The sequence below is a fragment of the Methylobacterium jeotgali genome (assembly GCF_022179345.1).
Classification (GTDB): Bacteria; Pseudomonadota; Alphaproteobacteria; order Rhizobiales; family Beijerinckiaceae; genus Methylobacterium; species Methylobacterium jeotgali.
In genome coordinates, this window is record NZ_BPQR01000038.1 from 1 (window position 1) to 23,386 (window position 23,386).

The following is a 23,386-nucleotide window of genomic DNA, read 5'->3' on the forward strand; positions in this document are numbered from 1 at the left end:
CCTCCCAGGTGCTCTCGGCCGCCTCCGAACTCTCACGGCAGTCCGAGCAGCTGCGCGCGCAGGTGTCCCACTTCCTCGCCACGATCCGCGCTGCCTGAGACGAGCGGGAGCGGCACGGATGGCCGCTCCCGCTCGGCCGGGACCCGGTGAGACTACCCTTCGCGCGTCAGCCGGCGGCGCGGGGGCCGACGAGGGCGAAGGCGCCGCCCTGCGGATCGCGGGCGTGGATGATCCAGGCGCCCCCCGGCACCGGATGCGGGCCGGCCGCGACCGTGCCACCGGCCTTCGTGACCCGCGCGGCGCCGGCGTCGATGTCCTCGACCGCGACGTAGTGCAGCCAGTGGGGCTTCGCGGCGGAGGGGTCGCTGAAGGCGCCGCCGATGGCGACGCCGTCGAGACCGAAGCACTGGTAGGTGCCCATCGCCCCCATGTCGACGGCCTCCATCTTCTGCCAGCCGAGGAGGCCCGCGTAGAAGGCGAGCGCCGTCTCCCCGTCGCGGGTGTGCAGCTCGTTCCAGGCGAACAGGCCGGGCGTCCCGGGCGCCGGGCGCTCGCCGGGCGGGGGTGCGGAGGGCCTGAACAGGATGAAGACGGTGCCCTCCGGATCGGCCGCGATCGCGAAGCGGCCGATGCCGGGAATGTCGTCGGGCTCCCGGCGGATGGCGCCGCCGGCCTGCCTGACCTGCTCGGCCGCCGCCTCCACGTCCGGCACGCCGACATAGCCGAGCCAGCCCGTCCGCTCGCCCTCGTCCGGCGAGGCCTCGAGGCATCCCTCCGGAAAGGCCATCAGGCCGCAGACCGGCACCGCACCGGCATGGCCGAGGAGATAGCGCATCCCCGGCATGCCGGAATCCTCGACCCTCCAGCCGGCGACCGCCGCGTAGAACTCGCGCGCGCCGTCGAGATCGCTCGTCAGAAGCTCGTGCCAGACGAAACTGCCCATCTCCGCCTCTCCCCTCCCAACCACCGCCGTGCGGCCGATTCCCTTGACTTTAGAGTTGATATCAACGTAAATGCAGCATGTCAAAGACGGTGCCGTTTGAGACGACCGCCCTGGTGCGGGACACCTGCCTCTGCCTACACGCGCAGCGGGCGGCGCGGGCGCTGGCGCGGCTGTTCGACGAGCGGCTGCGGCCCGTAGAGCTGACCCATGGGCAGTTCTCGATGCTGATGTCGCTGAACCGCCCGGAGCCGGCGAGCATGGGCTCCGTCGCGGGGCTGCTGGCCATGGACCGCACGACGCTGACCGCCGCCCTCAAGGTGCTGGAGCGGCGCGGGCTCGTCCAGGTGAGCGTCGACCCGAAGGACCGGCGCGGCCGGCGCCTGGAACTGACCGTAGAGGGCCGGGCGCGCCTCGCCGCGGCGGTGCCGATCTGGCGGGAGACCCACGGCGCCGTCGAGGCGGGCCTGGACGGGCTCGATGCCGATGCGCTCCGTGCCTCCCTGCGGGCGCTCGGATAGGGGCCTACTGCCCTCGCTTGGCCTGGGCGGCGAAGCGGACCGCCTCCTCGGCGGCGCGGAACAGGGCCTTGGCCTTGTTGACGCATTCCTGCTGCTCGGAGGCCGGATCGGAATCGTGCACGATGCCGGCGCCCGCCTGCACGTGCATGCGGCCGTCCTTCACGATGGCGGTGCGGAGCACGATGCAGGTGTCCATCTCGCCGCCGGCCCCGAAATAGCCGATGCAGCCGCCGTAGGGGCCGCGCTTCTCCCGCTCCAGCTCGTCGATGATCTCCATGGCCCGCACCTTCGGCGCGCCGGAGACGGTGCCGGCGGGGAACCCCGCGGCGAGCGCGTCGAGGCCGTCGTGGCGGGGATCGATCTCGCCCTCGACGTTCGAGACGATGTGCATGACCTGGCTGTAGAACTCGAGGAAGAACGATCCCGTCACCCGGACGCTGCCGATCCGCGAGACACGGCCGACGTCGTTGCGGCCGAGATCGAGCAGCATCAGGTGCTCGGAGCGCTCCTTCGGGTCGGCGAGAAGCTCGTCGGCGAGCGCCTTGTCCTCGGCGGGCGTGGCGCCGCGCCGCCGCGTGCCGGCGATCGGCCGGATCGTCACCTTGCCGTCCCGCAGGCGCACCAGGATCTCGGGCGAGGAGCAGACGACCTGGAAGCCCTCGAAATCGAGGTAGCAGAGGAAGGGCGCGGGGTTGGTCCGCCGGAGCGAGCGGTAGAGCGCGAAGGCCGGCAGCGTGAAGGGCGCCTCGAAGCGCTGCGAGAGCACAACCTGGAAGACGTCGCCGGCGACGATGTACTCCTTCGCCCGCGCCACCATGGCGGCGTACGCGGCGGGCGTCGTGTTCGAGACGGGCTCCGGATGGGCGATGCCGGAGAGGTCGGCCCGCGCCTCGATGGGCAGGGGGCCCTCCAGCGCCTCCGCCACCCGCTCCAGGCGCTCCTGCGCGGCCTCCCAGGCGGCCCCGGCCGTCATTCCCGGCTCCGGGCGGACGGGGCTCACCACGGTGATGAGGTCGCGCACCGCGTCGAACACCACCATGGTCCGGGGTCGCACCAGCACCGCGTCCGGCACGCCGAGCGGGTCGGGGTTCGGCTCCGGGAGGGTCTCCATGGCGCGGACCATGTCGTAGCCGAGATAGCCGAACAGGCCCGCGGCCATGGGCGGCAGCGCCTCCGCGGAGTCGGTGCCGATGGCGCTCTCCGCGATGAGCGCGCGCAGGCTGTCGAGGGGCGCGCGCCCGTCCGCCTCGAAGCGGCCGAGCTCCGGGGCTCGGGCGATCTCGGCGCGGCCGTCGCTGGAGCGCCAGATCAGGTCGGGGTCGAGGCCGATCATCGAGTAGCGCCCGCGCACCGCCCCGCCCTCGACGGATTCGAGCAGGAAGGCGGTGCCGGAATGTCCCGCGCGCAGCTTCAGGAAGGCCGCGACCGGCGTCTCGAGGTCGGCCACCAGGGTCAGCGAGACGAGGCTCGCGCGGCCGGCCTCGTAGGCGGCGCGGAAGACGGCCTCGTCCGTCGGGCCCGGCATCGACGCGGTCATCGGACCCTCAGTACTCGCCGCCGATTGCCCGGCGGAGCGCGGCCTGGTTGACGCTGACGCCGGCGTTCTTCTGCACGTCGGCGATGTACTCGCCGAGCACGTCGTCGACGAGGGCGGTCCGGAACTGCGTCTCGACGGTCTTGTCGCTCTGCGCGCCCGGCACGTAGGCCGGCACCGAGGCCGATTTCACGAGGAACACCGCCCGGCCCTCGCCAGAGGGCGCGGAGCCCGCCTTGCCGACGGCGGTGGCGAAGATCCGGTTGACGACGTCGGCGGTGAGCTCGTCCTTCGGCTGGTTGCGGGCGAGCGCCTCCGCGTGATGGGCGTTGACGCCCGCCTCCTGCGCGATGGAATCGAGGGGCTCGCCCTTGTCGAGCCGCTCGGCGAAGCTGCGGCTCTTGGCGATGAGGCGCTTGTTGACCTCGGCGGTCCGCCAGGCGGAGCCCGCCGCGTCGCGCACCGCGTCGAGGGGCTTGTCGTGGGCCGGCTCGACCTTGGTCACGTCGAACCAGACGTAGCCGCCGGCCTTGGTGCGCAGGGCCTCGTTATCGCTGCCGACCTCCGAGCGGAACACCGCCGGCAGGGTGGTGTCCGCGTCCGGGATACCGGCGGCCTTGGTGCCGGAGGGGTCGCGCCCCTGCGCGTCGATCGCCTCGACCGTGACGAGGGGCAGGCCCTTCTCCTTGGCGATGTCGGCGAGCGGCTTGGCGCCGGCCCGCAGGTCCTCGATCGCCTCGTGGATCGTGTCGACCTCCGTCCGGGCCCGCTCGAGGGCGATGGCCTTGCGGATCTCGGGCGCGACCTCGGCCAGCGGCTTCATGGTGCCCGGCGTGATCGCAGTGACGCGCAGGAGCACGGTGCCGAAGCGGCCCTTCACCGGTTCGCTCACCTTGCCCTGCTCCAGGGCGAAGGCGGCCCCCGCCACGGCCGGATCGAAGATCTCGGACTTGGCGAGAGTGCCGAGCGACAGCTCCTTCGGATCGACGCCGCGCTCGCCGGCCACGGTCTCGAAGGGCGCCTCGCCGCTCTCGATGCGGGTGCGGGCGGCCTTGGCGGCCTCCTCGTCGGGGAAGACGATCTGCTGGATCGTCCGGCGCTCTGGGTCGCCGAAGCGGGACTTCTCCCGCTCGTAGACCTTGCGGACCTCGTCCTCGCTCACGGCATCGGGCTTGGCGACGGTCGCGGGGTCGAGCACCAGGAGCGCGACGGCGCGGGTCTCAGGCGCCCGGAACGTGCCGCGGTTCGCCTCGTAATAGGCCTTCAGCTCGTCCTCGGTCGGGGCCGGCACGTCGCCGGCGGCGGACGGCGGCAGGATCAGGTAGTCGGCGGCCCGGCGCTCCGTCGCGTAGCGGTGGACGGCCGCGCGCAGCGCCTGGGGCACCGCGATCTCTCCGGCGACCGCCTCGGCGATCTGGAGGCGGGCGATGACGGAGCGCTGCTCGCGCACGAACAGGGCCTCGTTCAGGCCCGCGCGCTGGAGCGCCTGATAGAACAGGGTCGACTCGAAGCGGCCTTCCGCGTTCTGGAAGCTCTTCTCGTCGTGGATGGCCCGCAGCACCGCGGCGTCGGAGACGGCGAGCCCGAGGTCGCGGGCCTTCTGGTCGAGGGAGGCCTCCGACACGAGCTGCGAGAGCACCTGCCGGTCGAGGCCGAGCGAGCGGGCCTGGTCGGGCGTCAGGTTGCGGCGGAGCTGCTGCTGGTAGCGCTGAAGCTGGTTCTGGTAGGCGGAGCGGACCTGCTCGGCGCTGATCTGCGTCTTGCCGACGGTGGCGACCGCCGTGCTCGATCCGCCCCGGAAGAATTCCTCGACGCCGAAGATCGCCACACCGGCGATGAGAAACGTGAACACGATCGTCAGCACGATCTTGCCGAGCCAGTGCTGGCTGGCGTTGCGCATGTTCTGGAGCATCGGCGCCGGGGTGTCCGTCCTCGCGGGGAGCCCTCGCGCGGGGGGGAGGGCGCCCGACCGGTCTCGTCGGGGTCCCCGCGATAGACCGAACCGACCCTCAAGGCAAAGCCCGGCGCGCCCCGGCGCGGCGTTTGCGCGGGCCTGCCCCGCCTGCTACCTCGCCGCTCAAGGTTGATCGCGTGCGCGTGAGGGGTTGATGGCGAGTCAGGGTCGGCGGCCGCTGGTTGCGGGCAACTGGAAGATGAACGGCCTGCGGGAGTCGGTCGGCACTGTCGAGGCGGTCCGGCGGGCGCTGTCCCCGCAGCTCGCCGAGCGCATCGACGTTCTGATCTGCCCGCCCTCGACCCTGATCGCCTCCTGCGTCGCGGCGGCCGAGGGCTCGAGCATCGCCATCGGCGGCCAGAACCTGCACGCCAAGCCCAGCGGCGCCTTCACCGGCTCGATCTCGGCGGAGATGCTCGCCGATCTCGGGGCCCGCTACGTCATCGTCGGCCATTCCGAGCGCCGCGCCTACCACAACGAGACCGACGACGGCGTCCACGCCAAGGCGCTGGCCGCCCGCCGCGCGGGCCTGTGCGGCATCATCTGCGTCGGCGAGACCCGCGAGGAGCGCGAGGAGGGCCGCACCCTCGACATCGTGCGCGCCCAGCTCGCCATCGGTGTGCCGAAGGGCGCGACCGGCGCCGACACGGTGATCGCCTATGAGCCGGTCTGGGCGATCGGCACCGGCCTGACGCCGACGCCCGCCGACGTCGCCGAGGTCCATGCGTCGCTGCGCGAGATGCTCGGCCAGCTCATCGGCGCGGAGGCGCAGGCTGTGCGCATCCTCTACGGCGGCTCGGTGAAGCCCGGCAACGCCCGCGAGCTGATGGCGGTCGAGAACGTCGACGGCGCCCTCGTCGGCGGCGCCAGCCTCGTGGCCGACGACTTCCTGGGGATCGCCGCGGCCTACGCGGATTGAGCGAAGCGCTTCTTCTGGTCGCCGGCCTCCGCGCCGCGTTGGCCTTCGCCCGCGGATTGGTGTAAGGCCCCGCACTTCGCGGGGTCCGGTGGCGTTCGACGTGGCCGGTTCTGCCCGCACGGTCCCGCCGGCCGAGGCGGGCGCCTTGCTGGAAATCCGATGCAGACCGTCCTGATCGTCGTCCACCTTCTCATCGTGCTCGGGCTCATCGCCGTGGTGCTGCTGCAGCGCTCCGAGGGCGGCCTCGGCCTCGGCGGCGGCGGGAGCGGCGGCGTCTCGGGCTTCATGACCGGCCGCGGCCAGGCCAACGCGCTCACCCGCGCCACCGCGATCCTGGCGGCGATGTTCTTCGCCACCAGCATGACGCTCGCCGTGATGTCGCACCGGAGCGTGGCGCCGAAGTCGATCCTTGACGGGGTCGGCACCGCGCAGCCCGCCCGGCCCGGCGGCGCCGACAACCTCCTCGACACGCTCCGCCAGCAGGGCGGCCAGCAGAGCGGGCAGGCCCCCGCGGCTCCGGCCGCTCCGGCTCCGGCTCCGGCCCAGCCCGCCGTCCCCGAGGCGCCGCAGTCGCGCTGAGGCCGGGGCGCGAGCCTGCCTCCTCCACCCGATCCGATCCGCGCGGGCCAGACCCCGCGCGGCGCATCCAGCAATCTCCGAGAGCGCGCCGGTTTGGCGAATCGCTCCCCTTCCCTTATGGACCGAGGCCCATGACTGACGGGACATCCACGCGGTACGTCTTCATCACCGGCGGCGTGGTCTCGTCTCTCGGCAAGGGCCTCGCCTCGGCGGCGCTCGCGGCCGTGCTCCAGGCCCGCGGATACCGGGTCCGACTGCGCAAGCTCGACCCTTACCTGAACGTCGATCCGGGCACGATGAGCCCGACCCAGCACGGCGAGGTCTTCGTCACCGACGACGGCGCCGAGACCGACCTCGACCTCGGGCATTACGAGCGCTTCACCGGCCTGCCGGCGACGCGGGCGGACAACATCACCACCGGCCGCATCTACCAGGACATCATCGCCAAGGAGCGGCGGGGCGACTATCTCGGCGCCACCATCCAGGTGATCCCCCACGTCACCAACGCCATCAAGGCCTTCGTCCTCGACGGCAACGACGCCTTCGACTTCGTGCTCGTCGAGATCGGCGGCACGGTCGGCGACATCGAGGGCCTGCCCTTCTTCGAGGCGATCCGCCAGCTCGGCCAGGAGATGCCGCGGGGCGCCACCCTCTTCATGCACCTGACGCTCTTGCCCTACATCCCCTCCGCCGGGGAGCTGAAGACCAAGCCGACGCAGCACTCCGTCAAGGAGCTGCGCTCCATCGGCATCCAGCCCGATATCCTGCTCTGCCGCTGCGACCGCCCGATCCCGGAGGAGGAGCGGCGCAAGCTCGGCCTGTTCTGCAACGTGCGCGAGAGCGCGGTGATCGAGGCCCGCGACGTCGACTCGATCTACGACGTGCCGCTCTCCTACCGGGCGGCGGGTCTCGACCGGGAGGTGCTCGCCCATTTCGGCATCGCGCCGGAGGAGGAGCCCCGCCTCGACAAGTGGCGGACCATCTCCGAGCGGGTGCGCAACCCCGAGGGCGAGGTCTCCATCGCCATCGTCGGCAAGTACACCGGCCTCAAGGACGCCTACAAGTCGCTGAGCGAGGCGCTCACCCATGGCGGCATCGCCAACCGGGTGCGGGTCAACCTCGAGTGGATCGAGTCCGAGGTCTTCGAACGGGAGGACCCGGCGCCCTTCCTCGAGGGCATCCACGGCATCCTCGTGCCCGGCGGCTTCGGCCAGCGCGGCGCCGAGGGCAAGATCCGCGCGGCCCGCTACGCCCGCGAGCGGCGCATCCCCTATTTCGGCATCTGCTTCGGCATGCAGATGGCGGTGATCGAAGCGGCCCGCTCGCTCGCCGGCATCGACGCGGCGAACTCCACCGAGTTCGGCGAGACCCGGGAGCCAGTGGTCGGCCTCCTCACGGAATGGCTCAAGGGCAACGAGCTGGAGCGTCGCGCCCAGGCCGGCGACCTCGGGGGCACCATGCGGCTCGGCGCCTACGGCGCGACGCTGCGCGAGGGCACCCGCATCGCCGAGATCTACGGCGACACCGAGATCTCCGAGCGCCACCGCCACCGCTACGAGGTCAACATGGCCTATCGCGAGCGGCTGGAGGCGGCGGGGCTGTGCTTCTCCGGCACCTCGCCGGACGGGCTGCTGCCCGAGACGGTCGAGCATGTCGGCCACCCCTGGTTCATCGGCGTGCAGTTCCACCCGGAGCTGAAATCGCGCCCCTTCGAGCCGCACCCGCTGTTCCGGAGCTTCGTCGCCGCGGCGATCGAGCAGAGCCGGCTGGTCTGAGGGAGCGCCCGGCATGGTCTCGATCTCGGGCCTGCCGGCCTTCCTCGCCTACTACGCGACGGCGCTCGGCCTCGTCGGACTCTTCCTCGCCGTGTATCTCACCGCGACGCCTCACCGGGAGATCGCGCTGATCCGGGCCGGCAACGTCGCGGCAGCCATCGCGCTCGGGGCGAGCCTGATCGGCTACGCCCTGCCGCTCGCGGTCTCGATCTACAACGCGCAGTCGATCCTCGACTGCATCGTCTGGGGGCTCGTCGCCCTCGTCGTCCAGGTGCTGATCTACTGGCTGGTGCGGCTCCTGCTGCCCGATCTCTCCCGGCGAATCGCGGAGGGCGAGGTCGCGGCCGCGGTGCTGCTGGCCTCGGCCTCGCTCGCCGGCGGCGTCATCAACGCCGCCTCCATGACCTACTGAGGGAGTCGAGCCCGGGGAGGCGCCGTCTTGGCATCGGACCAGACCCCCGCCGGCACGGACGGGGAGAAGACCGCCGGCCCGCTGGCGAAGCGCGGCAAGCGCTCGCAGACCGTGTCGCTCGTGCTCCTGGCCGGCGCCGGCGCGGCGGCCCTCGGCCTCGGGCGCATCGACCTGTCGCAGCGAGAGGAGGATGTGCTCATCTACGCCGACGCCGAGGCCTGCGCCGCCGCGGGCGTTCGCAGCGAGGAGGATTGCCGCCGGGACCACGCGCGGGCCGTGGCCACCTATCAGGGCGCGGCGCCCCGCTACGCGAGCGAATCCGACTGCGAGCGCCATCACGGCGCCGGCCACTGCCTCTCCGGCGGCCGGGTGCCGACGCTGCTCGCGGGCCAGGCGCAGCCGCGCATGGCCGCCTTCCTGATCGGACGCCGGCCGGAGCAGGGCATCGAGCCCCAGCCCCTGTTCGAGCACGAGCCGAAGGCCGAGCGGCACGGCTCCGCCGGCTACTGCACCGGTTCCGGGGCACGGATCGTCACGTCGAGCGGCGGCCGGGCCTCGACGGCGCGGGTCGCCTCGTCCGCCGTGCACAAAGCCTCCTTCGGCGGCTTCGGGGCGACGGGGCGCTCCTTCTCGTCGGGCTCGTCCTCGCACGGCTCCGCGAGCGGCTGATGCGCCGCGTCGCGACCGGCGAGCGCCCGGACTGGCGGGAGACCGCCGCGGCCAACAGCTTCGTCTTCCACACCCTCGACGGCGCCCCCTACTGGGACGAGAGCCACGCCTACGGCTTCACCCTGGAGGAGATCGAGCGGGACATCGAAGGGCCGACGGGCGAGCTTCACGCCCTCTGCCTGGAGTTCGCCGCCCGCGCCGTCGCGGACGAGCGCATCCTCGCCTCGCTGCGCATCCCCGAGAGAGCCTGGGACGCCGTCCGCGACAGCTGGCGGCGGGGCGACCCGAGCCTCTACGGAAGGCTCGATTTCGCCTACGGAGGAAACGGGCCGGCGAAGCTCCTCGAATACAACGCCGACACTCCGACGGCGCTCTACGAGACCGGCGTCTTCCAGTGGCTCTGGCTGGAGCAGGCGCTTGCCTCGGGCCGGTTGCCGGCGGGGAGCGACCAGTTCAACTCCGTCCACGAGCGGCTCGTGGCCCGGTTCCGGGAGCTTCCCGTGGACGGGCTCCTCGCTCTCGCGGCCTACGCCGAGGCGCCGGAGGACCGGGGCACCGTCGCCTACCTTCAGGATTGCGCCGTGCAGGCGGGGCGCGACACCACCTTCCTCGACCTGCCCGACATCGGGCTCGATGCCGACGCGCGCCTCTGCACCCGCGACGGGCGCGGCATCGACACCCTGTTCAAGCTCTACCCGTGGGAGTGGGCGCTCGGTGACGCCTTCGGCTCGGCGGTGGCGCGCACGCCGACCCGCTTCCTCGAGCCGCCCTGGAAGATGCTGCTCTCGAACAAGGGCTTGCTGCCGCATCTCTGGGCGATGGCGCCGGGGCACCCGAACCTGCTGCCGGCCTTCTTCGAGGAGGACCCGGCGAAGGCAAGCCTCGGCCGGTCCTTCGTGCGCAAGCCCCTGTTCTCGCGGGAGGGCGCCAACATCCTGATCGTGCGTGACGGCGCGGTGCTGGCACGCGCCGAGGGTCCCTACGGCGAGGAGGGAACCATCCGCCAGGGCCTCGCGGAATTGCCCGATCTAGACGGGCGCCGGCCCCTCATCGGCTCCTGGGTCGTCGGCGACGCGGCGGCGGGCCTGTGCATCCGCGAGAGCAGCGGCCCGGTGACGGGTGACGCGGCGCTGTTCGTGCCCCACTTCATCGAGCCGTGAAGAGAGGCGGCCCGTGACCGAGATCCTGTTCTACCACCTCCAGCGCCAGCCCCTGGAGACGGTGCTGCCGACGCTGGTCGAGCGCTCCCTGGCGCGGCAGTGGCGGGCGACGATCCAGGCCTCGAGCGAGGAGCGCCTCCAGGCGCTGGACGACGGGCTCTGGACCTACAGCGACGAGAGCTTCCTGCCCCACGGCACCGACCGGGAGGCGGATGCGGCGACGCAGCCCGTGCTGCTGACGCTGCGCGAGCACAACCCCAACGCCGCCTCGATCCGCTTCCTCGTCGAGGGCGCGGCGCTCCCGGCGGATGCGGGCAGCTACGAGCGCATCTGCATCCTCTTCGACGGTACCGACCAGGACGCCCTCCTCAAGGCCCGCGAGCAGTGGCGCGAGGCCAAGGAGGCCGGCCACGCGGTCGCCTACTGGCAGCAGGACGAGGGCGGACGCTGGGTGAAGAAGGCTTGAGAGCCGAAGCGCTGTACCGCCGAGTCCCTCGAACGGTCGGTTCGAGGGACTCGGCGAGCCGGCATCAATGCTGAAGGATCTTCGACAGGAAGGTCTGTGCCCGCTCCGAGCGCGGCTTGCCGAAGAAGTCGTCCTTGCCGGCGTCCTCGACGATCTCGCCCTGGTCCATGAAGATCACCCGGTCGGCGACCTTGCGGGCGAAGCCCATCTCGTGGGTCACGACCATCATGGTCATGCCCTCGCGGGCGAGCTCGACCATCACGTCGAGGACCTCGCCGACCATCTCGGGGTCCAGCGCCGAGGTCGGCTCGTCGAAGAGCATCACCACCGGGTTCATGGCGAGCGCGCGGGCGATCGCCACCCGCTGCTGCTGGCCACCGGAGAGCTGGCCCGGAAACTTCTTCGCGTGCGCCGAGAGACCGACGCGGGCGAGCAGGTCGAGCCCGCGCTTGTGGGCCTCCTCCTTCGGGCGCCCGAGCACCTTGCGCTGGGCGATGGTGAGGTTGTCGGTGATCGACAGGTGCGGGAACAGCTCGAAGTGCTGGAAGACCATGCCGACCCGCGAGCGGAGCTTCGGCAGGTTCGTCGCCTTGTCGGCGATCTTGGTGCCGTCGACGGTGATCTGACCCTTCTGGAAGGGCTCGAGCGCGTTCACGCACTTGATCAGCGTCGACTTGCCCGAGCCCGAGGGGCCGCAGACCACCACGACCTCGCCCTTTGCCACCGCCGTGGTGCATTCGTGGAGCACGCGGAAGTCGCCGTACCACTTGCTGATCGCGTCGATGGCGATCATCGCCGTGCCGGGCGCCCGCTGGCGTGCCGGCTCGATGAGCGTCCCCGGCTGGAGGCCGGAATCGCTTGGCGCCGCCTGGGCCGCGGCGGCGGGCGCGGGCGTCGCCGTCGATCCGGTGATGGGCGAGTCGGTCATGCCTCTCGGGCTCCCGGAGTCAGCGGATGATGGCGACGCGGGCCTGAAGGCGCCGCACCAGGAAGGAGGCCGCGAGGCAGACCGCGAAGTAGACGAGCGCCGCGAACAGGTACATCTCCACGAGCCGCCCGTCGCGCTGGGCGACCTTCGAGGCCGCGCCCAAGAAGTCCGTCAGCGAGAGCACGTAGACGAGGGAGGTGTCCTGGAAGAGCACGATGGTCTGGGTCAGCAGCAGCGGCAGCATGTTGCGGAAGGCCTGCGGCAGCACCACGAGGCGCATGGTCTGCGCGTAGCCCATGCCGAGCGCCTGGGCGGCCGCCGTCTGGCCCTTCGGGATCGACTGGATGCCCGCGCGCATGATCTCGGCGAAGTAGGCCGCCTCGAACAGCGTGAAGGTGATGAGCGCCGAGGTGAAGGCGCCGACCTGGATCGGGTTCGGGGAGCCCGTCATCCAGGCGCCGATGTAGGGCACCAGGAAGTAGAACCAGAAGATCACCAGCACGAGGGGCAGAGAGCGCATCAGCTCGACGTAGAGCTTGGCCGCGTGCCACAGGCCCGGCACGCCCGAGAGCCGCATCATGGCGAGCAGCGTGCCGAACACCACGCCCCCCGTGGCGGCGAGCGCCGTGAGGGTCAGCGTGAACACCATGCCCTGCCCGAACAGGTAGGGCAGGGAGCTCGCGACGACGCCGAAGTCGAAGTTCTGGAACATCAGCGCTGCCCCGGCACGGCCACCCGCCGCTCGATCAGGGTCGCGGCGGCGATGACGACGAGGTTCACGAGCACGTAGAGGATCGTGGCGGCGGTGAAGGCCTCGAACACCTGGAACGAGAACTCCTGCATCGAGCGCGCGCGGCCGGTCAGCTCCAGGAGGCCGATGGTCAGCGCGACCGAGGTGTTCTTCAGGTTGTTCAGGAACTCCGAGGTCAGCGGCGGCAGGATGATGCGGTAGGCGTTCGGCAGCAGCACGTAGCGGTAGGTCTGGGCGACGGTGAAGCCCATGGCGGTGCCCGCCATCCGCTGCCCGCGGGGCAGAGATTCGATACCGGCGCGCACCTGCTCGGCGACCCGCGAGGCGGTGAAGAAGCCGAGGCACGCCACCGCCGTATAGAAGGGCGCGTTCGGCAACTGCTTGATCCAGGAGCCCAGGGAGCCCGGCAGCACCTCGGGCAGCACGAAGTACCAGAGGAACATCTGCACGAGCAGCGGCACGTTGCGGAACAGCTCGACATAGGCCGTGCCGACCGCGCGCGCCGCCTTCGAGGGCAGGGTGCGCAGCACCCCGATCAGCGAGCCGAGGCAGAAGGCGATCACCCAGGACGAGAGCGCCGTGGCGATGGTCCAGCTCAGGCCGGAGAGGAGCATGTCGGCATACGTGCCGGTGCCCTCAGGCGAGGGCTCGAGGAAGATGCCCCAGTTCCAGGTGTAGTTCACCGCCTCGCGTCCCCGCCCATGTCCCTGCCGCTGCGAATCAGTAGGCGGCCGGGTCCGGGCTGTCGCTCGGGTTGGCGAACTGCTTCTGCATCGCCTCGGTCATCGGCAGCTTGAGGTTGATGCCCCGCGGCGGGATCGGCTTCGTGAACCACTTCTCGTAGAGGGCCTTGCCGTCCGGGCTGCCGTAGAGCGCCTTCGTCGCCGCGTCCGCGACCGCCTTGAAGGGCGCGTCGTCCTTGCGCAGCATGATGCCGTAGGGCTCGGGCTTCGAGAGCGCCTCGGAGGAGATCACGTAGGCGTCAGGCGTCTTGGAGCCCGCGGCGAGGGAGGCCAGCAGCACGTCGTCCATAACGAAGGCGTCGGCCCGGCCGGTCTCGACCATCAGGAAGGCCTCGGCGTGGTCCTTGGCCGGGAGGATGGTCAGCCCGAGGCTGCGGGCGGCGTTCGCCTCGTTGATCTGGCGGATGTTGGTGGTGCCCGAGGTCGAGACCACGGTGCGGCCCTTGAGGTCCTCGATCTTGTCGAGCTTCTTCTCCTTCTTGGAGACGTAGCGCGTCGCGGTGAGGAAGTGGCTGTTGGTGAAGCCAGCCTGCTTCTGCCGGTCGGCGTTGTTGGTGGTCGAACCGCACTCGAGGTCGATGGTGCCGTTGGCGATCAGCGGGATGCGCGTCGCCGAGGTCACCGGGTTGAGCTTCACCTCGAGCTTGTCGAGCTTCAAGTGGGTCTTCACCGCCTCGGTGATCTTCAGGCAGATGTCCATCGCGTAGCCGACCGGCTTCTGGTCGCCGTCGAGATAGGAGAAGGGCACCGACGAATCGCGGTAGCCGATGGTGATCGCGCCGGTGTCCTTCACCTTCTTCAGCGTGCCGGTGAGGTCCTGGGCGGCCGCCGGCATCGCCACGAGGGCCAGGCTGAGGGGGATCGAGGCCAGCGCGAGGGGGAGACGCATGCGAGGATCATCCTTGTTGCGGGCCGCGCCGCGGGCGGGCCCCGGTCTCGCTCATACTGGGGCGGCGGGACGTGCGTGTCACCCGCGCACAGGCACATCCGGGGCCAAGCGTCGCGCCAGGCCCCGCTCGTCCTCAGAAATCGCGCTGCACGCGCATGCGGATCTGGGTCACGTCGTGGCGCCGCACCGTGTAGACCGGCAGCCCGCTGGCGTCGGTGACGGGCCGCGTCTGGTCGGCGACCCGGCCGCTGAGCACCGAGGTGCCGATGTAGGTGCCCTCGACGCCGATATCGAGGTCCTTGACCGGGGACCAGATCAGGCTGGCGCCGGCGGTGACCTGAGCGTTGTCGCGCAGCACCGGGCTCACCGCGAAGGCGGCGGCGTTCGTCACCACCGACGGGGGCGTGGCCGAGCCGACGAGGCCGTTCGTCAGGCTGAAGGCCGCCCGCGTGCCGCGGCCGAACCCGACCTCGCCGTAGCCGCCGAAGAAGGCCGAGCGCCACTCCGGCGTCCAGTAGTGGAGGTAGGCAGCCGAGACCGTGAAGCTGTTCGAGAGGTCGAGGCGGCCGGTCAGCGGATTGACCACCGCGTCCGACAGGTAGTGTTGGAAGGGCGCGCCCTGCGTCGGGGTCAGGTTGCTGCCGTAGGTGCCGGTGAAATAGGTGAAGCCGGTGTAGACGATTGCGCCGACGCCGTAGGCGCCCTGGAGGTAGAGGCCGTCGCCCGGCGCCACGAAGGGCGTGTTGACCTTCACGCCGCCCTGCACCGCCCAGCCATAGGCCGTCTGCGAGCCGCTGGTGATGCCGCGCGTGGCAAGCAGCGCCGCGCCGTTGGTGCCGGCCGGCAGCACGGCGCCGCCGATGAAGCCGCCGGTGTTCACGTCCTTGACCGCCGCGGAGAGCTGGGCCGAGCCCCAGGCCGCGTCGTAGCGCAGGGCGCCGACGAAGTCGGGCATGCGCGAGCGCTGCACGGCATCGACGAAGGCGACCGCGGTGGCGTTGCCGGCGGCGTTCGTCGCCAGGATGATCGGGGTCGGGGCCGTGGTGGTGACGGCGAACTGCGTCGGCAGGCCGGCTCCCAGCGCCGCGGCGACGGCGGCGGAGTAGACCGGGTTCTTGCGGAAGTTCGGGTCTTCCATCGACAGGGTGGCCGACCAGCCCTCGCCGAACTTCGCCGTGTAGGCCAGCAGGTTCGTGGAGGGCACGTCGGAGCCGCCGGTGGTGCCGATCAGCTCGTAGTCGTGGGCGTAGAAATCGAAGAAGGACGAGGCGCGACCGGCGGTGAGACCGGCGAACTGCACGAAGGCCTTGTCGGCGACGACGAAGTTCTGCACGCGGCCGAAGGCGTCCTGGCCCGTGGCCGGGAAGGCGTTGGCGATGCGCTGCTGCGTCCCGGACGCCATGAAGATGCCCGTGCGGCTCGCGAACTCCAGGCGCAGGAAGGCGCGGAGCGTGCCGTAGCCGGTCTGCGTGCGGGCATCGACGTTCAGGCGGGCCAGCCCGCGGAACTGCGAGCTGTCGCCCTGGCTCTGGTTGCGGTTCGGGTTCGGGATGTAGCCGGCCTCGAAGCGGGCGCGGCCGCCGACGCGCAGGCAGGTATCGGTGCCGGGGATGTAGAAGAAGCCCGCGCCGTAGGCGCCGCAGACCCGCACGTACTCGATCGGGATCGCCTTCTTGACGGGAAGGTCGGCCGCCTGCCCCGCGGTCGCCGCAGCAAGCCCGGCCGCCGTGCCGAGAAGAACAGATCGGATCGTCGTCATCGTACCAGCCCCAAGCCCAAGCATTTCGCCGATGCGGCCCCGGCCGCGTGCACATTCTTTGTGCGCCCAAGTTTCTTCTTTGGGCAGGCGCCGATCTACTGTCGGTTGACGCTATGGGTAACGGGAAAACCGTCCTGTGCAAGATACGAAGCGACACATCCCGGCAAACGTCGTGTTACAACTCGACGCCGCCGTGACATGTGTCTTTTCTGCAATCCTGGCGCTGGCTTGCCGACGGGCCGGCTCGATTACTGGCCGACCTCGTTTCCGGCGTAGTCGATGGCACCGGAGGCGTTCTTCTTCCAGACATACATCACGTAGTCCGGCCGGGTGATGTCGCCCTTCTTATCGTAGGCGATCTCGCCGATCACCGTCGCGGTCGGCTTGCCCTGGTGGAGGTAGTCGGCCAGCGCCTTGCCGTCGGTCGAGCCCGTCGCCTCGATGGCAGCCTTCAGGATCTGCACGGCGGCGTAGGAGTAGAGGGTGTAGGCCTCCGGATCGATGCCCTTCTTCTGGAAGGCGGCGACCACGTCCTTGGCGTTCGGGTTCTTGCGGGCGTCCGGCGAGAAGGTCATCAGCGTGCCCTCGGCGCCGGGGCCGGCGATCTGCACGAACTCCTTGTCGGTGATGCCGTCGCCGCCCATCAGCGGCGCCTTCAGGCCCTGGTCGCGCATCTGGCGCACGAGAAGGCCCGCCTCCGTGTGGATGCCGCCGTAGTAGACCACGTCGACATTGGCCTGCTTCAGCTTCGAGACGAGGGCCGAATAGTCCTTCTCGCCGGGGTTGATGCCCTCGTAGATCACGTCCTTGCCGCCCTTGGCGCGGTAGACCTTGCGGGTCTCGTCGGCCAGCCCCCGGCCGTAGGGCGTCTTGTCGTGGACGAAGGCGACCTTCTTGCCCTGGAAATGCTTGGCGAGATACTCGCCGGCCACCGCCCCCTGCTGGTCGTCGCGGCCGCAGGTGCGGAAGGTGTTCCAGTTGCCGCGCTCGGTGAACTTCACCGCCGTCGAGGCCGGCGTGATCTGGATGATGCCGGCGTCCTGATAGACGTCGGAGGACGGGATCGAGACGCCGGAGTTGAAGTCGCCGACGACCATCTTCACGCCGTCGGCGGCGAACTTGTTGGCGACCGAGACGCCCTGCTTCGGGTCGGAGGCGTCGTCGCCGCTCGACAGCTCGAACTTCTGGCCCTTCACGCCGCCGGCCTTGTTGATGTCCTCGACGGCCTGGGTGACGCCGTTGCGGATCTGGGCGCCGAAGGCCGCGCTGCCGCCGGTGACCGGGCTCGCGACGCCGATCTTGATCTGCGCCTGCGCGCCCCCGGCCATGAGAAGCCCGAGGGCGAGTCCAGCGAGCAGCGATGCCTTCATGTCCGTTCCCCTTCCCTCGATGTCCCGTCGCGCGGCCCGGGGCCGCATGGGTTTGCAAGTCACGCGTGCAAGTTTCCCGCCCGGTCGCGGGGTGGCGTCACGGCTCTCCGCCCGCCGGAGAGCGCGGCCGCCAGCTCAAGGGGCCGGCGCGCTCGTAGAGCCAGCGGTACTGCGTCACCATCTGCCGCGCCCGCGTCGCGCGAAAGCCCACCGCCCCGACGATCAGCACGAAGGCCGCGTCGACGAGGAAGTAGTGCGCCGAGAGCAGCGTGCCCTCGAACAGGGCGAAATGGATGAAGCGCACCGCCGCCGCCACCGCGAGCAGCGCCGGCAGGCACTGCCAGAACGGCCGCCAGGTCCGGGCGATGGCGCCGGCCGTCATCCAGGCGGCCCAGCCGCCCATCGCCACGGTGACGAGCAGGAAGACGCCGAGCGAATCCTCCTCGAAGAGCAGGCCCTGGCCGAGGCTCACGACGCCTCCTCCCCAGTGGACACGGCATGGCCCCCGGCGCCGCCTTCGAGATAGGCGGCCTTCACGGCCGGGTCGTCGAGGAGCGCGCGGGCCTCGCCGCTCATGGTGATGCGCCCGTTGACGAGCACGTAGCCGCGATGCGCCAGCTTGAGGGCGTGATAGGCGTTCTGCTCCACGAGGAAGATCGTCATCCCCTGCGCCCGGTTGAGCTCCCGGATCGCGGAGAAGATCCCCTTCACGACCAGCGGCGCGAGGCCGAGCGAGGGCTCGTCGAGGAGCAGCAGCCTCGGCCGGCTCATCAGGGCGCGGGCGATGGCGAGCATCTGCTGCTCGCCCCCCGACATGGTGCCCGCCCGCTGCCCGAGCCGCTCCTTAAGGCGAGGGAACAGGGCGCAGACCGTCTCGAGGTCCTCGCCGAAATGGCGCCCGCCGTGGAGCGCCGCGCCCATCTGGAGGTTCTCCTGCACGCTCATGCGCGGGAAGACGCGGCGACCCTCCGGCGACTGGGCGAGCCCGAGCCGGGCGATCTCGTGGGTCGGCATCCGGGTGATGTCGCGGCCCTCGAAGGTGATGCGGCCCGAGCGCGCCTGGGGCGTGCCGAAGATCGTCATCATCAGGGTCGACTTGCCGGCCCCGTTGGCGCCGATCAGCGTGACGATCTCGCCGGCGCGCACGCTGAGGTCGACCTCGCGGAGCGCGGCGACGCTGCCGTAGAAGGCCGAGACACCGGACACGTCGAGGAGCGGTTCGGCCGCCCGCCGCTGCGCCTCCCGCGTCTCCTCGACGAGGACGTTGATGCCGGCGACGCTCACCGCCCCGCCTCCATCGCGGCATGCTCGATGCCGACCTCGGCCTCCACGGCCTCGACCTCGTCGTCCTCGACGCCGAGATAGGCGGCGATGACGCGCGGGTCGGCGCGGATCTCGGCCGGCGTGCCGTCGGCGATCTTCACGCCGTAGTCGAGCACGACGACGTGGTCGGAGATCTCCATCACCACGGCCATGTCGTGCTCGATGAGCAGGATCGAGGTGCCCTCCGCCTCGCGGATGTGGCGCAGGAGCCCGTTCAGCTCCGCCGATTCGCGGGGGTTGAGGCCGGCGGCGGGCTCGTCGAGGCAGAGCAGGACGGGGCGCGTGCACATGGCCCGGGCGATCTCGAGCCGGCGCTGGTCGCCGTAGGGCAGGTCGCCCGCCGGATCGTCGGCGCGGGGGGTGAGGCCGATCCGGTCGAGCCACGCCTTCGCCCGCGCGATCGCCTCTCCCTGCGCCGCCCGGTAGCCGGGGCTCCCGATCAGCCCGAGCAGGCTGAAGCCGGAGGCGCGCATCAGCGGCGCGTGCTGGGCGACGAGCAGGTTTTCCAGCACGGTCATGCCGGGAAACAGGCGGATGTTCTGGAAGGTGCGCGCCACCCGCGCCCGGCGGTTGACGGCGTGGTTCGGCATCCGCTCCAGGAGATGCTCGGCCCCGTCGGCGTGGCGCAGCCTCAGGCGGCCCTCGCTCGGGCGGTAGAAGCCGGTCACGCAGTTGAACAGCGTGGTCTTGCCGGCCCCGTTCGGGCCGATCAGCGCGGTGATGTCGCCGCGGCGCACGCTGAAGGATACGTCGTTGACGGCGGTCAGCCCGCCGAACCGCATGGTCAGGTGCTCGACGGTGAGGACCGCATCCCGAGCCGCCATCAGCCGTGGCCCTCGCGCACGAAGGCGCCGGAGATCGCCTTGCGCTGCCCAAGCGTCGCAGAGGGCGTGCGCTGCGAGACGAGGCCGCGGGGCCGCCAGACCATCATCGCCACCATGGCGAGCCCGAACAGGAGCAGGCGGTACTCGTTCGGGTCGAAGCCTTCTCCGAAGACGGACTTGAGGAAGCCGAGGTTGCGCAGGAGCTCCGGCCCGCCGACCATCGCCACCGCCGCGATCGCCACGCCGACCTGGCTGCCCATGCCGCCGAGCACCACGATGGCGAGGATGATGGCGCTCTCCAGGAAGTTGAAGCTCTCCGGGCTGACAAAGCCCTGGCGCACGGCGAAGAACGAGCCGGCGAAGCCCCCGAACATGGCGCCGAGCGCGAAGGCGGTGAGCTTGGTGACCGTGGTGTCGATCCCGAGCGAGCGGCAGGCGATCTCGTCCTCTCGCAGCGCCTCCCAGGCCCGCCCGATCGGCAGGCGGCGCAGGCGGAGCGTCACGAGGTTGGTGAGCAAGGCCAGTGCGAGGATCAGGTAGTAGAGGAAGACGATCCGGTGCATGGCGTCGAAGCTGAGGCCGAAGGTCTTCGCGAAGCCGTCCTCGCCCGCCGTGAAGGGGATGCCGAAGAAGGTCGCCCGCGGGATCGAGTCGATGCCGGCCGAGCCGTTGGTGAGGTCCGTCCAGTTGATGAGAACGAGGCGGATGATCTCGCCGAAGGCCAGCGTCACGATGGCGAGGTAGTCGCCCCGAAGCCGCAGCACGGGGAAGCCGAGCAGGATGCCCCAGAGCCCGGCGAACAGGCCCGCGAGCGGCAGGCAGACCCAGAAGGACAGGCCGAAGGTCGTGGAGAGCAGTGCGTAGCTGTAGGCGCCGACCGCGTAGAAGGCGACGTAGCCGAGGTCGAGGAGGCCGGCGAGCCCGACGACGATGTTCAGCCCCCAGCCGAGCATCACGTAGGTGAGGATCAGGATTCCGAGGTCGATCCAGTAGCGCGACGCCCCGAGGCTGCCCGTGGCGAGCGTCGCGACGAGCGGCATCGCCAGGGCGAAGCCGACGAAGAGCGGCACGCCGAGGGAAGGCCGGCGCCTCGCGACCGCGACGCGCCCGTCCGTCCCCTTCGGGAGCACGGCGGCGCTGCGCCGGGCCTCCCGGCGGGCGAGCCAGAGGCGCTGGGCCACGCGCAGGGCGAAGGCCGCCGCGCAGAAGGCGGCGACGAGACCCCAGCGGGGGGTGAGGTCGAGGGCGCTCGTCTGGCTGAGATCGGTGCGGTAGCTGACGATGGGGATGCAGAGGCCGAGCGTCGCCAGCGCCCAGAGCGCCGCGTCGCCGAGGATGGCCGCGGTCGACGAGCCCCGCACCGCGTTCGCCTCGCCCATCCCCCTCAGACCTTCTCGACCTCGGCCCGACCGAGCAGGCCGGAGGGCATGAAGATCAGCACGATCGCCAGGATCGAGAAGGCGGCTACGTCCTTGTACTCGATGGAGAAATAGGCCGACCAGAACGTCTCGACGAGGCCGATGATCAGCCCGCCGAGCACGGCGCCCGGCAGCGAGCCGATACCCCCGAGGACGGCCGCGGTGAACGCCTTCACGCCGGGCACGAAGCCGTCCGAGAACGAGACCACGCCGTAGTAGACGAGGTAGAGCACGCCCGCGACCGCCGCGAGCGCCGCGCCGAGCACGAAGGTCAGCGAGATCGTGCGGTCGACGTCGATGCCGAGAAGCGCGGCCATGCGCCGGTCCTGCTCGCAGGCGCGCTGCGCCCGCCCGAACGAGGTCTTCTGCACGAGGTACCAGAAGCCCGCGAGCAGCACCGCGGTGACGAGCATGATCGCGCACTGCTTGTAGGAGAGGCTGACGGCGTAGCCGTCGCGCTCGAACAGGGTGAAGGCGCCCCCCAGCATCGGCGGCGTCGGCTTGTTGCGCGCGCCCTGCGCCACCTGCACGAAGTTCGCCAGGAAGATCGAGACGCCGATCGCCGAGATCAGCGGCGCCAGCCGGAAGGAGCCCCGCAGGGGCCGGTAGGCGACGCGCTCGATCGCGTAGCCCCAGAGCGCGGTGAGCAGCATCGTCGCGACGAGCACGAAGAGAAGCGCCAGCGCGATCGAGGAGACGCCGAGCCAGGTCGTCACGAGCAGGAACAGGATCAGCGCGACGAAGCTCGACACCATGAAGACGTCGCCATGGGCGAAGTTCACCATGCCGATGATGCCGAAGACCATCGTGTAGCCGATGGCGATCAGTCCGTAGATCGAGCCTAGCGTCAGGCCGTTGATGAGCTGCTGTACGAAGACGTCCATCGGCCCTCGAGATGTCCGCGCGGCCCGCCGGAGGGCGGGTACGAAGGCGGTTGAAGCATAGCCGGACCGCCAGGGAAAGGCTGGCCGTCGAACGGCTTGCCGCCGCCGGGGGCCGAACGCAAGCATCTCCCGTGCCGGTGGGGGAAGCACGTTCGGATGTCACCTCTTCATCCCGGACGCGGTGCGTCTCGCCTGGACATGTGGCCTGGAACATGCACCACATCCGTCAAACAGGGATGATGCCCGTATTCGTGCCCACCGGGCCCGCGGAGGACAGGATGCGATCCAATCGCCTCACGACGCTGATCTTCATCGGCATGATCCTCGGCATCGTCGTCGGCTACCTGTGCAGCATCACCTGGCCCGATCCGCAGACGGCCAAGGAGATCGCCGGCTACATCTCGCTCATCAGCGACGTGTTCCTGCGGCTCATCAAGATGATCATCGCGCCGCTGGTGTTCTCGACGCTCGTCGTCGGCATCGCGCACATGGGCGACACGGCCTCCGTCGGCCGGGTCGGCGGCAAGGCGCTGCTCTGGTTCGTGGGCGCCTCCTTCTGCTCGCTTCTGCTCGGGTTGGTGATGGTCAACCTGCTGCGCCCCGGCGACGCGCTGAACCTGCCGCTGCCGGATGCGGGGGCGAGCACCAACCTCAAGGCCGCCTCGCTCTCCCTGAAGGAGTTCGTCACCCACCTCGTGCCCAAGAGCGCCGTCGAGGCGATGGCCAACAACGAGATCCTGCAGATCGTGGTGTTCTCGGTGTTCTTCGGGGTCGGGCTCGCTGCGCTCGGCGAGAAGGGCCGCTTCCTCGCGCAGGGCATCGAGGGGCTGGCCGAGGTGATGCTTAAGGTCACCGGCTACGTGATGAACTTCGCCCCCGTCGCCGTGTTCGCGGCGATCGCGGCGACCATCACCACCCAGGGACTCGGGGTGCTCGTCACCTACGGCAAGTTCATGGTCGAGTTCTACTTCAGCCTCGGCATGCTCTGGTGCCTGCTCGCCTTCGCGGGCTTCGTCCTGCTCGGCGGCCCCGGCATCCGCCGGCTCCTGAACCTGATCAAGGAGCCCTTCGTGCTGGCCTTCTCGACGGCCTCGAGCGAGGCGGCCTACCCGAAGACGCTCTCGAACCTCGAGCGCTTCGGCGTGCCCAACCGCATCACCTCCTTCGTGTTGCCGATGGGCTACTCGTTCAACCTCGACGGATCGATGATGTACTGCACCTTCGCGGTGATGTTCATCGCGCAGGCCTACAACGTCCCCTTGAGCCTCGGGCAGCAGATGACCATGCTGCTCCTACTGATGGTCACCTCGAAGGGCATGGCCGGCGTGCCGCGTGCCTCGCTCGTGGTGATCTCGGCGACGCTCTCGACCTTCCACATCCCGGAGGCCGGCCTGTTGCTCATCATCGGCATCGACCAGTTCCTCGACATGGGCCGCTCGGCCACGAACGTGCTCGGCAACAGCGTCGCCACGGTCGCGGTGGCGAAGTGGGAGGGCCAGCTCGCGGCGGCCGACCAGCGCCTCGACCGGGACACCGACCCCGTGCCGGAACCGGCGGAGTAGGCGCCC

Annotated in this window: 23 protein-coding genes; 9 read left to right on the plus strand and 14 right to left on the minus strand. The window is 70.6% G+C overall.

The genetic code is table 11. The features are described 5' to 3' along the window. Positions 1-166: 166 nt before the first annotated feature. Entirely contained in the window at positions 167-943 is a 777-nt protein-coding gene (locus MFF04_RS11265; protein ID WP_238275823.1) for a VOC family protein, read from the minus strand. A 77-nt stretch (positions 944-1,020) separates the two neighbouring features. On the opposite strand from MFF04_RS11265, the gene MFF04_RS11270 reads away from it, so the two are divergent. After that, the gene (locus MFF04_RS11270) at positions 1,021-1,461 is read left to right on the plus strand and encodes a MarR family winged helix-turn-helix transcriptional regulator (RefSeq protein ID WP_238275825.1); all 441 of its coding nucleotides are present in this window, start codon (positions 1,021-1,023) and stop codon (positions 1,459-1,461) included. A gap of 4 nt (positions 1,462-1,465) precedes the next feature. Here the strand turns inward: MFF04_RS11270 and trpE are convergent, their stop codons facing one another. Both trpE and MFF04_RS11280 read right to left on the minus strand, forming a co-directional pair. Further along, positions 1,466-2,986, minus strand: a complete 1,521-nt coding sequence (gene trpE / locus MFF04_RS11275) for an anthranilate synthase component I (protein WP_373320020.1) — start codon at positions 2,984-2,986, stop codon at positions 1,466-1,468. Between the two features lie 19 nt (positions 2,987-3,005). Next, positions 3,006-4,907 carry a SurA N-terminal domain-containing protein gene (locus tag MFF04_RS11280; RefSeq protein ID WP_238275830.1) on the minus strand — a complete coding sequence of 634 codons (1,902 nt, stop codon included), beginning with the start codon at positions 4,905-4,907 and terminating at the stop codon, positions 3,006-3,008. A 196-nt stretch (positions 4,908-5,103) separates the two neighbouring features. Between MFF04_RS11280 and tpiA the strand changes: the two genes are divergently transcribed. The 7 genes from tpiA (at position 5,104) to MFF04_RS11315 (ending at position 10,929) form a co-directional block, all read left to right on the plus strand. After that, positions 5,104-5,868 carry a triose-phosphate isomerase gene (gene tpiA, locus MFF04_RS11285; RefSeq protein ID WP_238275832.1) on the plus strand — a complete coding sequence of 255 codons (765 nt, stop codon included), beginning with the start codon at positions 5,104-5,106 and terminating at the stop codon, positions 5,866-5,868. Positions 5,869-6,027: 159 nt separating this feature from the next. Further along, complete coding sequence (gene secG / locus MFF04_RS11290; RefSeq protein ID WP_238275834.1) at positions 6,028-6,447, plus strand: preprotein translocase subunit SecG; 420 nt, start codon at positions 6,028-6,030, stop codon at positions 6,445-6,447. A gap of 131 nt (positions 6,448-6,578) precedes the next feature. Then, entirely contained in the window at positions 6,579-8,222 is a 1,644-nt protein-coding gene (gene pyrG, locus MFF04_RS11295) for a CTP synthase (protein WP_238275836.1), read from the plus strand. Between the two features lie 13 nt (positions 8,223-8,235). After that, positions 8,236-8,634: a DUF350 domain-containing protein gene (locus MFF04_RS11300; protein WP_238275837.1), complete on the plus strand. Its 399-nt coding sequence runs from the start codon at positions 8,236-8,238 to the stop codon at positions 8,632-8,634. A gap of 27 nt (positions 8,635-8,661) precedes the next feature. Then, positions 8,662-9,303: a DUF1190 domain-containing protein gene (locus tag MFF04_RS11305; protein WP_238275838.1), complete on the plus strand. Its 642-nt coding sequence runs from the start codon at positions 8,662-8,664 to the stop codon at positions 9,301-9,303. Continuing rightward, positions 9,303-10,463, plus strand: a complete 1,161-nt coding sequence (locus MFF04_RS11310; RefSeq protein WP_238275839.1) for a glutathionylspermidine synthase family protein — start codon at positions 9,303-9,305, stop codon at positions 10,461-10,463. The genes MFF04_RS11305 and MFF04_RS11310 overlap by 1 nt, the downstream gene beginning before the upstream one ends. 13 nt (positions 10,464-10,476) lie before the next feature. Continuing rightward, complete coding sequence (locus MFF04_RS11315; protein ID WP_238275840.1) at positions 10,477-10,929, plus strand: DNA polymerase III subunit chi; 453 nt, start codon at positions 10,477-10,479, stop codon at positions 10,927-10,929. A gap of 64 nt (positions 10,930-10,993) precedes the next feature. Here the strand turns inward: MFF04_RS11315 and MFF04_RS11320 are convergent, their stop codons facing one another. The 11 genes from MFF04_RS11320 to MFF04_RS11370 all read right to left on the minus strand — a co-directional run bounded on the left by MFF04_RS11320 (position 10,994) and on the right by MFF04_RS11370 (position 21,818). Then, positions 10,994-11,722 carry an amino acid ABC transporter ATP-binding protein gene (locus tag MFF04_RS11320; RefSeq protein ID WP_238275951.1) on the minus strand — a complete coding sequence of 243 codons (729 nt, stop codon included), beginning with the start codon at positions 11,720-11,722 and terminating at the stop codon, positions 10,994-10,996. A 154-nt stretch (positions 11,723-11,876) separates the two neighbouring features. After that, on the minus strand, positions 11,877-12,569 hold the full coding sequence (locus MFF04_RS11325) for an amino acid ABC transporter permease (RefSeq protein WP_238275841.1): 693 nt from the start codon (positions 12,567-12,569) through the stop codon (positions 11,877-11,879). Continuing rightward, positions 12,569-13,291, minus strand: coding sequence for an amino acid ABC transporter permease (locus MFF04_RS11330; RefSeq protein WP_238275842.1), 723 nt, complete (start codon positions 13,289-13,291; stop codon positions 12,569-12,571). The genes MFF04_RS11325 and MFF04_RS11330 overlap by 1 nt, the downstream gene beginning before the upstream one ends. Before the next feature lie 37 nt (positions 13,292-13,328). Next, entirely contained in the window at positions 13,329-14,240 is a 912-nt protein-coding gene (locus tag MFF04_RS11335; RefSeq protein ID WP_373320016.1) for an amino acid ABC transporter substrate-binding protein, read from the minus strand. 133 nt (positions 14,241-14,373) lie between these two features. Continuing rightward, complete coding sequence (locus tag MFF04_RS11340; RefSeq protein ID WP_238275843.1) at positions 14,374-15,999, minus strand: porin; 1,626 nt, start codon at positions 15,997-15,999, stop codon at positions 14,374-14,376. A 248-nt stretch (positions 16,000-16,247) separates the two neighbouring features. Further along, positions 16,248-17,369 (minus strand): branched-chain amino acid ABC transporter substrate-binding protein, encoded by a 1,122-nt coding sequence (locus tag MFF04_RS11345; RefSeq protein WP_238275844.1) that lies wholly within the window; start codon positions 17,367-17,369, stop codon positions 16,248-16,250. A 97-nt stretch (positions 17,370-17,466) separates the two neighbouring features. Further along, the gene (locus MFF04_RS11350; protein ID WP_238275845.1) at positions 17,467-17,841 is read right to left on the minus strand and encodes a DUF6867 family protein; all 375 of its coding nucleotides are present in this window, start codon (positions 17,839-17,841) and stop codon (positions 17,467-17,469) included. Beyond that, a complete protein-coding gene (locus MFF04_RS11355) occupies positions 17,838-18,653 on the minus strand; it encodes an ABC transporter ATP-binding protein (RefSeq protein ID WP_238275846.1) in 816 nt (271 codons plus the stop codon). The genes MFF04_RS11350 and MFF04_RS11355 overlap by 4 nt, the downstream gene beginning before the upstream one ends. Continuing rightward, entirely contained in the window at positions 18,650-19,516 is an 867-nt protein-coding gene (locus tag MFF04_RS11360) for an ABC transporter ATP-binding protein (protein ID WP_238275847.1), read from the minus strand. Before MFF04_RS11360 ends, MFF04_RS11355 begins: the two co-directional genes overlap by 4 nt. After that, positions 19,516-20,895, minus strand: a complete 1,380-nt coding sequence (gene livM / locus MFF04_RS11365; protein ID WP_238275848.1) for a high-affinity branched-chain amino acid ABC transporter permease LivM — start codon at positions 20,893-20,895, stop codon at positions 19,516-19,518. The genes MFF04_RS11360 and livM overlap by 1 nt, the downstream gene beginning before the upstream one ends. Positions 20,896-20,900: 5 nt before the next feature. After that, positions 20,901-21,818, minus strand: a complete 918-nt coding sequence (locus tag MFF04_RS11370; RefSeq protein WP_238275849.1) for a branched-chain amino acid ABC transporter permease — start codon at positions 21,816-21,818, stop codon at positions 20,901-20,903. Between the two features lie 278 nt (positions 21,819-22,096). Here MFF04_RS11370 and MFF04_RS11375 point away from each other — a divergent pair, with 278 nt between their 5' ends. Further along, complete coding sequence (locus tag MFF04_RS11375) at positions 22,097-23,380, plus strand: dicarboxylate/amino acid:cation symporter (RefSeq protein WP_238275850.1); 1,284 nt, start codon at positions 22,097-22,099, stop codon at positions 23,378-23,380. Positions 23,381-23,386 lie beyond the last annotated feature (6 nt).